This is a genomic window from Salmonella sp. NW645, from assembly GCF_051703725.1.
In the GTDB taxonomy this organism is placed as follows: Bacteria; Pseudomonadota; Gammaproteobacteria; order Enterobacterales; family Enterobacteriaceae; genus Salmonella; species Salmonella enterica.
In genome coordinates this window covers 705,760-720,976 of record NZ_JAMMKR010000001.1, presented here as the reverse complement: position 1 = coordinate 720,976, position 15,217 = coordinate 705,760, and the positions used below count along the sequence as shown (strand labels likewise).

Below are 15,217 nucleotides of genomic sequence, written 5' to 3'. Positions count from 1 at the left end.
AGCCGCGTTTTGCCGCTGTCGCCAGAATTTATAACCGATGCAGCCTGGAGAGCAACGCCAGCGACAGAGTCGTTAACAGAATGGCGATTAACGCATAGATATAAACGCCCGACCACGCCCAGCTATTTTTCACCATAATTACCGGCACACCGGCCATTGCCGCGCCGACATAGCTGAACAATCCCCGAAAGCCGGTAATCGATCCCGCCGCATCCTTATGGGTCACATCCAGACAGCCGACGGCAAAAAGCATATGCGGTCCGTATAAGGCGAAGCCCATGATGGTGAACAGAATCGCGGTGAGGGTGTAAGAGGTATCCTGAACCAGCGGCACCAGCACGATGCATATGCACAGCGCTAACGCGAAGATTAATCCGGTCATCCAGCGGTTACTTTTGAACATAAAGTCAGACAAGTAGCCTGCCAGCAACCCACCTGCCAGTCCGCCCGCCTCAAACCAGGAAATAATCGAGTTCGCTTTTATCAGACTCCAGCCGTGAACCTGCGAATAGTAAATCTGCGGCCAGTCGTTAAGAATAGTGCGCGCAATATAAACTGACATATCACCGATAATAATGATCCATACCAGTGGATTGGTCAGGATATATTTCACAAAAATCTGCCAGAAGCTCAGGTTGACCGGGCTGGCCTTGACCTGGGCCAGTTCCGTCGGGTCGTTACGCCACTGCCCTACGTTGGGCAAACCTAACGTACCGGGACGATCTTTAATGGTAAATAGCGCCACTATCCCCATCAGCAGCGAAATGGCGCCGGGAACATAAAACCCCATTTTCCAGCTACCGCTAAAGGCGATAGCAAAACTGGTCAGCAGCGGCGCGAGGCTGCCGCCGATATTGTGCGCCGCTTCAACGATAGCCCACCAGCGTCCCCGTTCGTTTTTCGAAAACCACGAGGCCATAATTTTCGCCATCGGCGGAAAGCTGGTGCCCTGTAATATCGCGTTGAGGCTGTACAGTACGTAGAATGCCGCCACGCTATCGGAAAAGCCGAACAGAATATTTACAATCCCCACGCCAATCAGCACCGGGCCGGTCATGGCTTTCGGGTTAATTTTATCGACCAGCATCCCGCCGACAAACTTCATCGCGCCATAAAGAATGTAAAAAATAGAAGACATAATGGCGAAGTCTTCTGCGGTCAGCGACGTTTGCGTCAGCATGGCCGGCATCGCGGCGGAGAAGTTTTTACGGGTAAGATAAAAGACGGCATAAGAGATAAAGACCGAGGCGATAATCTCAAAACGAAATTTTTTATAGGTCTGGTCTATCTTTTTTTTCTCTTTTACAATCGGCTTATCGGGCTGGCTGAAAATAAATGTTTTTATACTCATTTTAAAATTCCCTTCCGGCGAGGTGAGTCGCGTTATAATTCATCTTCAATAAGAAAAAGAAGCAATTCGAAACCGTGATAATTAATCTGATGGTGGATTTTTTCCCGTACAACCGGCTTCGCTCTCCAGGCAATACCGGTGCCAGCATGTTTTAACATCGGCAGATCGTTGGCGCCATCGCCGCAGGCAATAATGTTCTCTGTGGCAATATTTAACCGGGCAGCCAGGTCAACCAGAGTCTGTTTTTTGTTTGCGGCATTCATAATCGGTAAGGTAATGTTATCCGTCAGAACGTTATCGCGTATTTCAACCGTATTCGAAAAGGCATAATCCAGTTGATACCGTTCTTTTAGACGCTGGGTGAATATATCCAGTCCCCCGGAGATAATCGCGGTTTTAAATCCTTTGGCCTTGATGACTGGCAGAATAGTTAACAGGCCTGGCGAAAGGGTCATGCGATCGCATACGGCGTTCAGCACTGCTTTCGGTGTGCCTTTCAACATTCCGATACGTCGGGTAAAACTGGCGTTAAAATCAAGCTTGCCCTCCATCGCCTGTTGGGTAATGGCGGTGATTTGCGTCGACATGCCAAGCGCGCGGGCAATTTCATCCACGCCTTCTTCCGCAATAAATGTCGAGTCCATATCAAACGCGATAATACCGTTAGCAGGCAGTGGCTGCGGCTTAATAAAAAAATCAAACTGCCATTGTAATGAGAGTTCGCGTAAATAGCGATAAAATTCAGGCGTCAGACATTCCGTTGGCAGCGTAAGCTTTAAATAAGCGGTATTGATAAGCGCGGCATAACGTTTATCAAATAATAGCGGAAATGGCATGGTGACGGCATCAAATAACGTTTCCTGTAATTTTTTCTGAAACGTATCGATATCCTGTGTAGTAATAAAATAAATAATGCTCATATGATAACTCCCTTAATTTACGGGTATTATAATGACTCTTTTGCGGCGTGGAATCTTGTGCTATCACAGATATCACAGCCAGAAAAGGGCTAAAAAAGCGTTGTTTTTGATACCAGGTAAAGTTCAGACACAAAAGGTATCACTTTTGATATGTCAACTGTGCGAGGATGTTATTTATTACTGAACGCGAATGACACTGAAAGGATTGATATAACGATGGAGAGTTGCCTTGATATATTCAAAATAGTAATAGGTCCATCCAGCTCACGTACCGTAGGGCCGATGCGCGCCGCCTGTCACTTTATTTCATTGCTCAGAGAACAAGAGACGTTGCCGCTAATTCGGGAAATAGAAATCGAGCTGTATGGCGCGTTATCGTTAAGCCGCAAGTGCCACAATGTGGATACCGCCCTTTATCTTGGGCTGCTGGGCTACCAGCCGGAGAATGTCGATCTCCGCTCGCATATGGCGGTGATTAAGCGTGCGGAAAATGAAAACAAAATCGAGCTCCCGCTCTCCGACGCGGGCGGAATCACGATAAAAGTCAAGATTATCGCCAATCACCAGGCGCATCCAGGTCATCCTTATGCCATGACGTTTCGCGCCAGAGATGATTATTTCACTGTGTATGAAGAGACCTGGTTTTCGACCGGCGCCGGACAGGTTCGCAAACATGGCGAGCCGCTGACGTCATCGCTTCCTTTGCGTACAATGTCGCCCTTTGAATTTAGTCATGCCGCGCAGTTGCTGGCGCTGTGTCGGCGTAACGGCCTGTCTGTGGCGGCGCTGATGATGAAAAATGAGCTGTGCCGCCACTCGCCACAGACGTTGCAGAATTATCTGGCGCAAATATGGGACGTGATGCAGCAGGCGGTTTATCGCGGCCTGCATACTGAGGGGGTATTACCCGGTCCCTATCAGGTACCGCGGCGCGCCTGTGCGTTACATAAGACGTTACAGGCTAACCGTTCCGCCAGCGATTTTTTAACCGCGCTGAACTGGGTCAATGCCTTCGCGATTGCGGTAAGCGAAGAAAATGCCAGCGGCGGACAGATTGTTACCGCGCCAACTAATGGCGCGTGCGGCATCATTCCGGCAGCGCTCTGCTGGTATGATAAATTTGTCACGCCGCTGGAGCCCGGTGCTCTGACCCGTTTCTTCCTGACCGCCGCCGCTATCGCGATGTTGTTTAAACAAAACGCCTCTATTCTGGGATCTGAAGTTGGCTGTCAGGGGGAAATCGGCGTGGCATGCTCAATGGCGGCGGCGGGCCTGGCTGAACTGATGGGCGCATCCGTGGAGCAAACGCTGAGCGCCGCTGAAATTGCCATGGAACATCATCTGGGATTGACCTGCGATCCGCTGGGCGGACAGGTACAAATTCCCTGCATAGAGAGAAATGCCATCTCTGCCGTGAAAGCGATAAACGCGGCGACGATGGCGATGAGTCGCGTAAGCGAACCCTGTATTTCGCTCGATGAGATCATTGCTGCGATGTACGAGACCGGTAAAGATATGAGCGCTAAATACCGTGAAACGTATCATGGTTCGCTGGGGAAAATTCAGCCGCGCAAGAGAGGGTAACAGCGTGAAATACAATACGATGAATAACGACGAGATTATCCTGTCGTTGTGCGCTCGCTTAAAGGAGACGCGTCTGTCTCTTTCGATGACCCAGCAGCAGCTTGCCGATCGCGCGCACGTTGGCATCGCCACCATCAAGCGTATCGAGAAGGGGGGAGGGCTCAATCTTGATACGTTAATTTCTCTCCTGCGGGCGCTGGATAAGTTGCATAATCTTGATGCGGTGCTGTTTGAATCCGAGCTGCGTAATTTTCACGAAAGTTATGAAGGCGGAGAGGGGAGCGGCCGCCTTCAGGTACGCCAGCAGGCCGCGGATTTAAATAATAAATCTTCCGCGCCGCAGTCGGAGGAGGTGAATTACAGCGCGGCGCTGGAAAATTCATTATGTTGGTGACGTCTCACGCTCGCCCCGTAAATACCGGGCATGAAAGCGCAGATGGTCCTCGATGAAGGACGCAATAAAATAATAGCTATGATCGTAACCGGGCTGGATTCGTAGCGTCATCGGCCAGGCGGTTTGCCGCGCGGCTTCCGCCAGTACGGCTGGCTGAAGTTGATCGGCGAGGAATTGATCGCTGTCGCCCTGATCGATGAGCACAGGAATGGCGTCCTGCGGCTGGCTGGCCAGCATTAATTCGCAGCTATCCCACTCACTCCAGGCTGATTCATCTTCGCCGAGATAAGCGGTAAGCGCTTTGATTCCCCACGGCACGCGGCTGGGGTTGACGATAGGCGCAAAAGCAGAGACGCTGGTGTATTTACCCGGATTTTTCAGCGCCATGATTAACGCGCCGTGGCCGCCCATCGAGTGCCCGCTGATGGCGCAACGGTCGCTGACGTTAAACTGTGTCTGGATGAGCGCCGGAAGCTCATCGCGCAGGTAATCGTACATGCGATAATGGCTGGCCCAGGGCGGCTGTGTGGCATTGAGATAAAACCCGGCGCCGTGGCCTAAATCGTATCCGCTATCGTTGGCGACCTGTTCACCGCGTGGACTGGTATCCGGCATCACCAATACAATGCCCAGTTCTGCTGCGATACGCTGCGCGCCTGCTTTGGTGGTAAAGTTCTCATCATTGCAGGTCAACCCGGACAACCAGTACAGTACCGGAGGCGGTTCATTATCCTGAGTCGGCGGAAGAAAAATGCTGAATGTCATGGCGCAGTTTAGCGTGGCGGCATGATGACGCCAGCGCTGCTGCCAGCCGCCAAAACATCGGTGCTCTTCGAGCATTTCCATGCGGGGGCTCCTTTTATAGTGAACCTGATAAGGTATGCAGATTCTTCATAATACAGATTATTCACCGCGTTGTGAGTAACTTTCACTTCCGTAATACATAAACATGCTTCATCATTTAAATAACGTTGCGTTAATAAATATGACCTTTGTCCTGCCAGCATTCTCGCACCGGAAAAGATGTCATGAAAGGCAGCGACAATTTCAACAATTATGGGCGTGAATACTGGATTATGTGCGCTACCTCACGCACAATAATCACACTGTCACAATATTGACAAACTTTGCCCCATGCAGGGCAGAGGCGCCACACCTGCAGGAGAACACGATTAATGCCATCACTCAGTAAAGAAGCGGCCCTGGTTCATGACGCGCTGGTTGCCCGGGGGCTGGAAACGCCGCTGCGCCCGCCTATGGATGAACTGGATAATGAAACGCGAAAAAGCCTTATCGCAGGGCATATGACTGAGATTATGCAGTTGCTGAATCTAGATTTGAGCGATGACAGTCTGATGGAAACGCCGCATCGTATCGCTAAGATGTACGTTGACGAGATTTTCGCCGGCCTCGACTACGCCAATTTCCCGAAAATTACCCTCATTGAAAATAAAATGAAGGTGGATGAAATGGTCACCGTCCGCGATATCACGCTGACCAGCACCTGTGAACATCACTTCGTGACCATTGATGGCAAAGCGACCGTCGCGTATATCCCCAAAGATTCCGTGATCGGCCTGTCGAAAATTAACCGTATCGTGCAATTCTTCGCCCAGCGTCCGCAGGTTCAGGAACGTTTGACCCAACAAATTCTGACGGCGCTGCAAACCTTGCTCGGCACCAATAATGTAGCGGTATCGATTGATGCGGTGCATTACTGCGTGAAAGCGCGCGGTATTCGTGACGCAACCAGCGCCACGACGACGACATCGCTGGGCGGATTGTTTAAGTCCAGCCAGAATACGCGCCAGGAGTTTCTGCGTGCCGTTCGCCATCATCCATGATTAAGGCGGAGACGATGGAGCGTAATGTCACGCTGGATTTTGTACGTGGCGTCGCCATCCTCGGTATCCTGCTTCTTAACATTAGCGCCTTTGGATTGCCGAAGGCGGCTTATCTCAATCCCGCCTGGTACGGCGCGATCGTTCCCGAAGACGCCTGGTCCTGGGCGATTCTCGATATTGTGGCGCAGGCTAAATTTCTTACGCTGTTTGCGTTGTTGTTTGGCGCGGGGCTACAAATGCTGCTTCCGCGTGGTAAACAGTGGATTCAGTCGCGCTTAACGCTATTGGTACTGTTAGGTTTTATCCATGCGTTATTCTTTTGGGACGGCGACATTCTGCTGGCCTACGGTCTGGTCGGGTTAATTTGCTGGCGACTGGTACGCGACGCGCCTTCGGTAAAAAGCCTGTTTAATACCGGCATACTCCTTTATCTGGTCGGGATTGGCGTGCTACTGCTGCTGGGTGTGGTATCGAGTAGCGAAACCAGCCGCGCCTGGACGCCGGATGCGTCGGCAATATTGTATGAAAAATACTGGAAGCTGAACGGCGGCATGGAGGCTATCAGCAACCGGGCAGAGATGCTGTCGAATAGTTTACTGGCGCTCGGCGCGCAGTATGGCTGGCAACTGGCGGGTATGATGCTGCTGGGCGCCGCGCTAATGCGTAGCGGCTGGCTGAAAGGTCAGTACAGTCTGCGGCACTATCGCCGTACCGGGATTCTGCTGGTGGCGTTAGGGCTAATGATCAACCTGCCTGCGGTCATCTTACAATGGCGGCTGGACTGGGCGTACCGCTGGTGCGCCTTCTTATTGCAGGCGCCGCGCGAACTGAGCGCGCCGTTGCAAACGCTGGGCTATGCCGCGCTGATGTTTGGCTTCTGGCCGCAGCTTAGCCGATGCAGACTGACGCTTGCCATTGCCTGCGTAGGGCGAATGGCGCTGACCAATTATCTGCTGCAGACGATCATCTGTACCACGCTGTTTTATCAGTTTGGCTTATTTATGGAATTCAATCGACTGGAACTCTTGTTCTTTGTCGTTCCGGTATGGGCAATAAACCTTCTCTTTTCCGTCATCTGGCTACGTTTCTGGCGACAGGGACCGGTCGAGTGGTTATGGCGTCAACTCACGTTGCGCGCGTCAGGATCGTTCAGATAACGATCTGGATCACATTCATTAACAAAATGGCTGTAACCGTTTCCATCCCTGTGATGTTTCTCACGCAGCCCTGGGCAGGGTGCTGACAAAATAGCCGCCTGCTAACGGGGCATTTGTGAGCATTTTTGAACTCAAACAGGGCAGTGAATATGATCACCATTCGTGATGTAGCGCGCCAGGCTGGCGTGTCTGTAGCGACCGTTTCCCGCGTACTGAATAACAGCGCGTTGGTCAGTCCCGACACCCGTGACGCCGTTATGCAGGCCGTCACTCTGCTGGGATATCGGCCAAATGCGAATGCGCAAGCGCTGGCCACCCAGGTGAGCGATACTATCGGCGTCGTGGTCATGGATGTTTCCGATGCCTTTTTCGGCGCTCTGGTGAAAGCCGTAGATCTGGTCGCGCAGCAGCACCAGAAATATGTTCTCATTGGCAACAGTTATCATGAGGCGGAAAAAGAACGTCATGCGATTGAAGTCTTGATCCGTCAGCGTTGTAACTCATTGATTGTTCACTCAAAAGCCTTAACCGATCGCGAGCTGAGCGACTTTATGGATCAGATCCCTGGTATGGTGCTGATTAACCGTATCGTGCCGGGTTATGCGCACCGTTGTGTCTGTCTCGACAATGTGAGCGGCGCCAGAATGGCGACCCGAATGTTGCTGAATAATGGACATCAACGCATCGGCTACCTGGCCTCCAGCCACCGTATTGAAGATGACGCGATGCGCAGAGAAGGGTGGTTACACGCGCTGCAAGAGCAGGGGGTTGCTGCGTCGGAGAGCTGGATTGGCACCGGCACGCCGGATATGCAGGGCGGCGAGTCGGCAATGGTTGAGTTGCTGGGACGCAATCTGCAACTGACGGCGGTATTTGCCTATAACGATAATATGGCGGCGGGCGCGCTGACGGCGTTAAAAGATAACGGCATCGCCATTCCCTTGCATCTGTCTGTCATCGGTTTCGATGATATCCCTATTGCTCGTTATACCGATCCTCAGTTGACTACCGTGCGCTATCCTATTGCTTCTATGGCGAAAATCGCGACCGAGCTGGCGTTACAGGGGGCCGCAGGCACCCTGGATATCACGGCGACGCACTGCTTCATGCCGACGTTGGTACGGCGCCATTCGGTGGCGTGGCGACAGAATGCGGTACTGATCACTAACTGATTACGCACCGCATGTAACCGTTTTCAATCTGTGAGTAAATTCACAGTTTATTAACATTGTGATAGCTATGATGACAACGTTTGTCGCACTGTAACTAATGTGTAACAGTTAGTTGTCAGTTTTGCTGGGGTATTTCGCTTATAAAAACCGTTATCACAATATCCCGCGACTACCGGACAAAAATAAAGAGTTGAATAAGAGCCTATCCCATTAGGGCTATTTTACTTGCCATTTTGGACCTGGGCAGTGCTCGCCAAAACGCGTTAGCGTTTTGAACGCCGCTAGCGGCGGCCCGAAGGGCGAGCGTAGCGAGTCAAACCTCACGTACTACGTGTACGCTCCGGTTTTTGCGCGCTGTCCGTGTCCAAACTGGCTGCGCCAATAACGCCTGGTGGGATAGGCTCTAAATACGCTTCGGCGTTCAGTAACACGCGTTAACGTGCTGAACAGCCGGGCATTTTTTTACGCTATACCCTACATAATAAAACCGGAGCTACCATGAATAAGAAGGTACTGACCCTTTCTGCCGTGATGGCAAGTCTGTTATTCGGCGCGCACGCGCACGCGGCTGATACTCGTATTGGCGTGACGATTTATAAATATGACGATAACTTTATGTCCGTGGTGCGTAAGGCTATTGAAAAAGATGGCAAATCCGCGCCGGATGTTCAGCTACTGATGAATGACTCGCAAAACGATCAGTCCAAACAGAATGATCAAATTGACGTTTTATTGGCGAAAGGGGTTAAAGCTCTGGCGATTAACCTGGTCGACCCGGCAGCCGCCGGTACGGTGATTGAGAAAGCGCGCGGGCAAAATGTGCCGGTGGTGTTCTTTAACAAAGAGCCTTCCCGCAAAGCGCTGGACAGCTATGACAAGGCGTATTATGTCGGGACTGACTCTAAAGAATCCGGTGTGATTCAGGGCGACTTGATTGCCAAACACTGGCAGGCGAATCAGGGTTGGGATCTGAATAAAGACGGTAAAATTCAGTATGTTCTGCTGAAAGGCGAGCCGGGGCACCCGGATGCGGAAGCCCGTACGACGTATGTGGTGAAAGAGTTAAATGCTAAAGGTATTCAGACCGAGCAACTGGCGTTAGACACCGCCATGTGGGATACCGCGCAGGCAAAAGATAAGATGGATGCCTGGCTGTCTGGCCCGAACGCTAACAAGATTGAAGTGGTTATCGCGAATAACGATGCGATGGCGATGGGCGCGGTAGAGGCGCTGAAAGCGCATAATAAATCGTCGATTCCGGTCTTTGGCGTCGATGCGTTACCGGAAGCTCTGGCGCTGGTGAAATCGGGCGCGATGGCCGGTACGGTACTGAATGACGCCAACAATCAGGCGAAAGCGACATTCGATCTGGCGAAAAACCTCGCCGAAGGCAAGGGCGCGGCTGACGGCACCAGCTGGAAGATTGAGAACAAAATCGTGCGCGTGCCTTATGTCGGCGTGGACAAAGACAATCTGAGCGAATTTACCCAAAAATAACTTTTCCGTCTGTGGGCGCAATTTTGTTGCGCCCTGAAACCGTGGAAGGGTGACGTGCCGCAGACCGGATAACGTATTTCTTTTGCCATCCGGCGCGGATAGTCATAATTAAAAAGGCCGACAGGGTATCATTATGGGCAGCACGATCTCTCCGTCGTCGGGTGAATATTTGTTGGAAATGCGTGGCATTAACAAATCATTTCCCGGCGTGAAAGCGCTTGATAATGTCAACTTAAACGTTCGTCCGTACTCTATTCATGCATTAATGGGCGAAAACGGCGCAGGCAAATCAACATTATTAAAATGTCTTTTCGGTATTTACCAAAAAGATTCCGGCAGCATTGTATTTCAGGGAAAAGAAGTGGACTTCCATTCGGCGAAAGAAGCGCTGGAGAATGGGATTTCGATGGTACATCAGGAGTTAAATCTGGTATTGCAACGTTCGGTCATGGATAACATGTGGTTGGGACGTTATCCCACCAAAGGTATGTTTGTCGACCAGGATAAAATGTACCAGGATACCAAAGCGATATTTGATGAACTGGATATCGATATTGACCCACGCGCGCGCGTAGGAACGTTATCCGTTTCGCAAATGCAGATGATCGAAATTGCGAAGGCGTTTTCCTATAACGCTAAGATCGTTATTATGGATGAACCGACCTCATCGTTAACTGAGAAAGAGGTTAATCATCTGTTCACCATTATTCGCAAGCTGAAAGAACGCGGCTGCGGAATTGTTTATATCTCGCATAAAATGGAAGAAATTTTTCAATTGTGCGATGAAATTACTATTTTGCGCGACGGTCAGTGGATTGCCACCCAGCCGCTGGAAGGGCTGGATATGGATAAGATCATTGCGATGATGGTCGGGCGTTCCTTGAACCAGCGCTTTCCGGATAAAGAAAATAAGCCGGGCGACGTGATTCTGGAGGTACGTAACCTGACCTCGCTGCGCCAGCCTTCCATTCGCGATGTCTCCTTTGATTTGCACAAGGGCGAAATTCTGGGCATTGCCGGTCTGGTTGGGGCAAAGCGTACCGATATCGTCGAAACGCTGTTTGGCATTCGTGAGAAGTCGTCCGGGACAATCACTTTACATGGCAAGAAAATTAATAATCACACTGCGAACGAAGCGATTAACCACGGTTTTGCGCTGGTGACGGAAGAGCGTCGTTCCACCGGAATTTATGCCTATCTGGATATCGGATTTAACTCATTAATTTCGAATATCCGTAATTATAAAAATAAAGTGGGGTTATTGGATAATTCCCGGATGAAAAGCGACACCCAATGGGTCATTGACTCCATGCGGGTAAAAACGCCGGGGCATCGCACGCAAATTGGTTCGCTTTCCGGCGGCAATCAGCAAAAGGTGATCATTGGTCGTTGGCTATTAACGCAGCCGGAAATATTAATGCTGGATGAACCGACCCGTGGCATTGATGTCGGCGCAAAGTTTGAAATTTATCAGCTTATTGCGGAACTGGCGAAAAAAGGCAAGGGGATCATCATTATCTCTTCTGAAATGCCGGAGCTGTTAGGGATTACCGATCGTATCCTGGTGATGAGTAACGGTCTCGTTTCCGGCATTGTCGATACTAAAACAACAACGCAAAATGAAATTTTGCGTCTTGCTTCTTTGCACCTTTAAGATCAGGGGCTCCTTATGAGTGCGTTAAACAAGAAAAGCTTTTTGACCTGGCTGAAAGAAGGCGGAATTTACGTCGTTCTTTTAGTGTTGCTGGCGATTATTATTTTCCAGGACCCGACTTTTTTAAGTTTGCTGAATTTAAGTAATATTCTGACGCAATCTTCGGTACGTATTATTATCGCGCTGGGCGTGGCGGGACTCATCGTCACCCAGGGGACAGACCTGTCGGCGGGGCGTCAGGTAGGGCTGGCGGCGGTCGTGGCGGCAACATTACTGCAATCAATGGAAAACGCCAATAAAGTGTTTCCGGAAATGGCGACCATGCCGATTGCGCTGGTCATCCTGATTGTCTGCGCGATTGGCGCGGTGATTGGCCTGGTGAACGGCATCATTATTGCTTACCTGAATGTGACGCCGTTTATTACCACGCTTGGCACGATGATTATCGTTTATGGGATCAACTCCCTTTACTATGACTTTGTTGGCGCTTCGCCCATTTCCGGCTTTGACAGCGGCTTTTCCACCTTTGCGCAGGGCTTTGTGGCGATGGGCAGTTTCCGGCTCTCCTACATCACTTTTTACGCCCTGATTGCGGTAGCGTTTGTCTGGGTGCTGTGGAATAAGACCCGTTTTGGTAAAAACATTTTTGCTATTGGCGGCAACCCGGAAGCGGCAAAAGTTTCTGGAGTAAACGTGGCGCTGAACCTGCTGATGATTTATGCGCTCTCCGGCGTGTTTTATGCCTTCGGCGGCTTACTGGAAGCAGGGCGTATTGGTTCTGCCACCAACAACCTCGGCTTTATGTATGAACTGGATGCGATTGCCGCGTGCGTTGTCGGGGGCGTATCGTTTAGCGGCGGAGTGGGTACGGTCTTCGGCGTGGTGACCGGCGTCATTATCTTTACCGTCATCAACTACGGTCTGACCTATATCGGGGTAAACCCGTACTGGCAGTACATTATCAAAGGCGGCATTATCATTTTCGCCGTGGCGCTGGACTCGCTGAAATACGCGCGTAAGAAGTAGTTATCCAGACCTATTGCCTTGCTTATCAGATAACCCGGCGCAGCGAAACTGCGCGCCGGGCTTCATACCGCGAGCTACAGCGTTAACGCGTGCTCTTTTTCGCCTTTTTTAAATTTGACCTCGCCTAAATCAATACAGGCGACCGGGCAGACATGACCGCACAGCAGACAACCGACGCATTTTTCCGTATTGCAATGCGGCGTGCGGCTGTGTTCATCCCACTCCATCGCCTGATGACCGCCGTCATAGCAGGAGATATAGCAACGTCCGCAGCCGACGCATTTCTCCTGATTAATCCGCGGATAGACGATATAGCTGCGATCCAGGTCTTCCGCCGGGATAATATTGCCATTCGCCAGCCCGATCATCTCCTGTAATGAGGCAAATCCCTGATCGGCCAGATAGTGGCTGAGGCCGCTCGCCATATCTTCTACAATGCGGTAACCGTATTGCATAATGCCTGTCGTCACCTGTAGGGTCGCCGCGCCCAGCAGCAGAAATTCGGCAGCGTCTTCCCAGGTTTCAATGCCGCCGATACCGCTAATCGGGAAATCGCGCAGTTCAGGGTGCATTCGCAACTGCTGGATAAAACGCAGCGCAATGGGTTTCACCGCTTTTCCTGAATAACCGGAGATACTGGATTTACCGTTAACCACCGGCATCCCGATTTTGCGGTTCAGGTCGATGTTAGTAATGGATTTCACGGTGTTGATGGTGGCGATACCGTCGGCTCCGCCGCGTTTGGCGGCCAGCGCGACTTCGCACATATCGCCAATATTCGGCGTCATTTTCGCCAGCATTGGCAAAGATGAACCGCGTTTTACGGCGCGGCAGTATTTTTCAACCAGCTCCGGGCTTTGCCCTACATCGCTTCCCATGGCGTGCGAGGTCATCTGCGGGCAAGAGAAGTTACACTCAATCATATCCGCGCCGGCTTCTTCAACCAGACGCGCCAGTTCCTGCCACTGCTGCTCATTTTCCCCCATGATGGAAGCAATCAGCACCTTATCCGGATAATCCTGTTTTAGCCGTCGAATGGCGGCCAGATTCTCTTCCAGCGGATGTTCAGCAATTTGCTCCATGTTTTTGAAACCAATAAAACCGGTATCTTCTTTCGTCAGGTGATCAAAACGTGGAGAGACTTCGTTGGCAATAAAAAAACCAATGGTTTTAAAAACGATCCCGCCCCAGCCGGTATCATAGGCTTTGGCGCACATTTCATAACAGTTGCCTACCGGAGAAGAAGAAAGGCAAAACGGATTGGGAAACTTAACGCCGCAAAAGGTAACAGACAAATCTTTTGTTAACATGAGCAGGCCTCCTCTAAATAATGATGAATAGCCTGAGCGGCTTCTTTTCCGGTTTTTACCGCATAAACGACGGTCTTATCGCCTTTAACAATATCGCCAGCGGCAAAGATCGCCGGGTCGTCGGTTTGATAATTGTGCGTGTCGATAATATTATGCTGCGCTTTTATCTCCGCAAAGGCATCCAGTCGCGCGTGCTGCCCCACGGCCAAAATAATATTTTCCGCTTCCAGCGTCAGTTCTCCTGAATGGCGTACATGGTGGAAGGTCACTTTATTTCCGCTGACGGCGACAGGCGTAAAACCATCAATAATCGATACGCCTAATGCCTGCGTGCTGGTAAATTCTTTTTCGCTGGCGGGGAATTCGGCTAATTCTTCCCGCGCCACGCAGGTGACGGAAGGGCAGCCGAGAATTTTTAACGTACTGGCGACATCCATCGCTACGTCGCCGCCGCCAATAATTAATGCGCTACGCGGAACGCTAATATCGCCGTCGGCCTGACGGGCGCGCTGTAAAAAATCAACGGCAATCTCTACGTGACTGGCTTGCTCAAATAACGGTAAATCAGAACCACAGGACATCCCGACGGTCATCAGCACGGCGCGATATTCGGCTTTGAGTTGCGCAAGCGATAGCGACCCGCCCACCTCACAATTACATTTAATATTGACGCCCATTTCTACAATGCGGGCAATTTCCTGATCGAGTACGCTTTGCGGCAGACGAAATGCCGGGATGCCGTGACGCAGCCATCCGCCGGGCTGCGGCTGTTTTTCGTAAATGGTGACGTCATAGCCTAAATGCGTTAGCGTCACGCTTGCCTGCAAACCTGCCGGACCCGCGCCAATAATCGCGACTTTCCCGCGTGTTTTACTCCCGGGCTGATAAATCTGCATGGCAGTCTGCTGTTCAAAATCGGTAATAAAACGTTGCAGGCGTGCAATATCAATAGGTTTATCTATTCCGGAACGTGTACATCCGCGCTGGCACAATTTTTCCGTCGGACAGACTCTGGCGCAGACGGCGCCAAGCGCGTTATTTTCCCGGATAGTTTCCGCTGCGCCTTTAAAATTGCGAAAGTAAATAGAACGAATAAATTTCCCCGGATCGGTTTGCGCCGGGCAAGCCTGACTACAGGGCGCATCGTGACATAATAAACAACGGGAAGCCTCTTTTATTGCCAGTAATGGCGTAAAACCAGGCGTGAGTTCATCCAGATAATTTTGTTGCGGCATATAATCTTCCTTAATGCTTGAATAAATTAAGGCGAAACGCAAATAACGCGTTTTAATGATCCAAAATCTACCG

At 50.9% G+C, this 15,217-nt stretch carries 13 protein-coding genes; 8 read left to right on the top strand and 5 right to left on the bottom strand.

Annotated elements, in window-relative coordinates; genetic code table 11:
- Positions 1-28: 28 nt before the first annotated feature.
- Positions 29-1,351, bottom strand: coding sequence for an MFS transporter (locus NA389_RS03685; RefSeq protein WP_061377785.1), 1,323 nt, complete (start codon positions 1,349-1,351; stop codon positions 29-31).
- A 32-nt stretch (positions 1,352-1,383) separates the two neighbouring features.
- Entirely contained in the window at positions 1,384-2,271 is an 888-nt protein-coding gene (gene serB / locus NA389_RS03680; protein ID WP_000022904.1) for a phosphoserine phosphatase SerB, read from the bottom strand.
- Between the two features lie 216 nt (positions 2,272-2,487).
- Between serB and NA389_RS03675 the strand changes: the two genes are divergently transcribed.
- Both NA389_RS03675 and NA389_RS03670 read left to right on the top strand, forming a co-directional pair.
- Complete coding sequence (locus tag NA389_RS03675) at positions 2,488-3,855, top strand: L-serine ammonia-lyase (RefSeq protein WP_001543035.1); 1,368 nt, start codon at positions 2,488-2,490, stop codon at positions 3,853-3,855.
- Between the two features lie 4 nt (positions 3,856-3,859).
- Positions 3,860-4,249, top strand: a complete 390-nt coding sequence (locus NA389_RS03670) for a helix-turn-helix domain-containing protein (protein WP_000876817.1) — start codon at positions 3,860-3,862, stop codon at positions 4,247-4,249.
- On the opposite strand, the gene fghA is transcribed toward NA389_RS03670, so the two are convergent.
- The gene (gene fghA, locus NA389_RS03665) at positions 4,238-5,095 is read right to left on the bottom strand and encodes an S-formylglutathione hydrolase (protein ID WP_000425497.1); all 858 of its coding nucleotides are present in this window, start codon (positions 5,093-5,095) and stop codon (positions 4,238-4,240) included. The two genes, NA389_RS03670 and fghA, sit on opposite strands and share 12 nt — an antisense overlap.
- Before the next feature lie 329 nt (positions 5,096-5,424).
- Here fghA and folE point away from each other — a divergent pair, with 329 nt between their 5' ends.
- The 6 genes from folE to mglC all read left to right on the top strand — a co-directional run bounded on the left by folE (position 5,425) and on the right by mglC (position 12,599).
- Complete coding sequence (gene folE / locus NA389_RS03660; RefSeq protein WP_001139611.1) at positions 5,425-6,093, top strand: GTP cyclohydrolase I FolE; 669 nt, start codon at positions 5,425-5,427, stop codon at positions 6,091-6,093.
- Between the two features lie 14 nt (positions 6,094-6,107).
- Positions 6,108-7,250, top strand: a complete 1,143-nt coding sequence (gene yeiB / locus NA389_RS03655; protein WP_001530341.1) for a DUF418 domain-containing protein YeiB — start codon at positions 6,108-6,110, stop codon at positions 7,248-7,250.
- 149 nt (positions 7,251-7,399) lie between these two features.
- Entirely contained in the window at positions 7,400-8,422 is a 1,023-nt protein-coding gene (gene galS / locus NA389_RS03650; protein WP_000628636.1) for an HTH-type transcriptional regulator GalS, read from the top strand.
- Between the two features lie 498 nt (positions 8,423-8,920).
- Positions 8,921-9,919: a galactose/glucose ABC transporter substrate-binding protein MglB gene (gene mglB / locus NA389_RS03645; protein WP_001036938.1), complete on the top strand. Its 999-nt coding sequence runs from the start codon at positions 8,921-8,923 to the stop codon at positions 9,917-9,919.
- A gap of 133 nt (positions 9,920-10,052) precedes the next feature.
- Positions 10,053-11,573, top strand: coding sequence for a galactose/methyl galactoside ABC transporter ATP-binding protein MglA (gene mglA, locus NA389_RS03640; RefSeq protein ID WP_000535919.1), 1,521 nt, complete (start codon positions 10,053-10,055; stop codon positions 11,571-11,573).
- A gap of 15 nt (positions 11,574-11,588) precedes the next feature.
- Positions 11,589-12,599 (top strand): galactose/methyl galactoside ABC transporter permease MglC, encoded by a 1,011-nt coding sequence (gene mglC, locus NA389_RS03635; protein ID WP_001275101.1) that lies wholly within the window; start codon positions 11,589-11,591, stop codon positions 12,597-12,599.
- Positions 12,600-12,673: 74 nt separating this feature from the next.
- On the opposite strand, the gene preA is transcribed toward mglC, so the two are convergent.
- Together preA and NA389_RS03625 are read right to left on the bottom strand one after the other, a co-directional pair.
- Positions 12,674-13,909, bottom strand: coding sequence for an NAD-dependent dihydropyrimidine dehydrogenase subunit PreA (gene preA, locus NA389_RS03630; RefSeq protein ID WP_000956095.1), 1,236 nt, complete (start codon positions 13,907-13,909; stop codon positions 12,674-12,676).
- The gene (locus NA389_RS03625) at positions 13,903-15,144 is read right to left on the bottom strand and encodes an NAD(P)-dependent oxidoreductase (protein ID WP_001136403.1); all 1,242 of its coding nucleotides are present in this window, start codon (positions 15,142-15,144) and stop codon (positions 13,903-13,905) included. Before NA389_RS03625 ends, preA begins: the two co-directional genes overlap by 7 nt.
- Between the last annotated feature and the right edge of the window lie 73 nt (positions 15,145-15,217).

Bases quoted from the DNA above. Each gene is read 5' to 3' on its own strand.
- NA389_RS03685 (WP_061377785.1), bottom strand. From the start codon at position 1,351: ATGAGTATAAAAACATTTATTTTCAGCCAGCCCGATAAGCCGATTGTA.
- serB (WP_000022904.1), bottom strand. From the start codon at position 2,271: ATGAGCATTATTTATTTTATTACTACACAGGATATCGATACGTTTCAG.
- NA389_RS03675 (WP_001543035.1), top strand. From the start codon at position 2,488: ATGGAGAGTTGCCTTGATATATTCAAAATAGTAATAGGTCCATCCAGC.
- fghA (WP_000425497.1), bottom strand. From the start codon at position 5,095: ATGGAAATGCTCGAAGAGCACCGATGTTTTGGCGGCTGGCAGCAGCGC.
- folE (WP_001139611.1), top strand. From the start codon at position 5,425: ATGCCATCACTCAGTAAAGAAGCGGCCCTGGTTCATGACGCGCTGGTT.
- yeiB (WP_001530341.1), top strand. From the start codon at position 6,108: ATGGAGCGTAATGTCACGCTGGATTTTGTACGTGGCGTCGCCATCCTC.
- galS (WP_000628636.1), top strand. From the start codon at position 7,400: ATGATCACCATTCGTGATGTAGCGCGCCAGGCTGGCGTGTCTGTAGCG.
- mglB (WP_001036938.1), top strand. From the start codon at position 8,921: ATGAATAAGAAGGTACTGACCCTTTCTGCCGTGATGGCAAGTCTGTTA.
- mglA (WP_000535919.1), top strand. From the start codon at position 10,053: ATGGGCAGCACGATCTCTCCGTCGTCGGGTGAATATTTGTTGGAAATG.
- mglC (WP_001275101.1), top strand. From the start codon at position 11,589: ATGAGTGCGTTAAACAAGAAAAGCTTTTTGACCTGGCTGAAAGAAGGC.
- preA (WP_000956095.1), bottom strand. From the start codon at position 13,909: ATGTTAACAAAAGATTTGTCTGTTACCTTTTGCGGCGTTAAGTTTCCC.
- NA389_RS03625 (WP_001136403.1), bottom strand. From the start codon at position 15,144: ATGCCGCAACAAAATTATCTGGATGAACTCACGCCTGGTTTTACGCCA.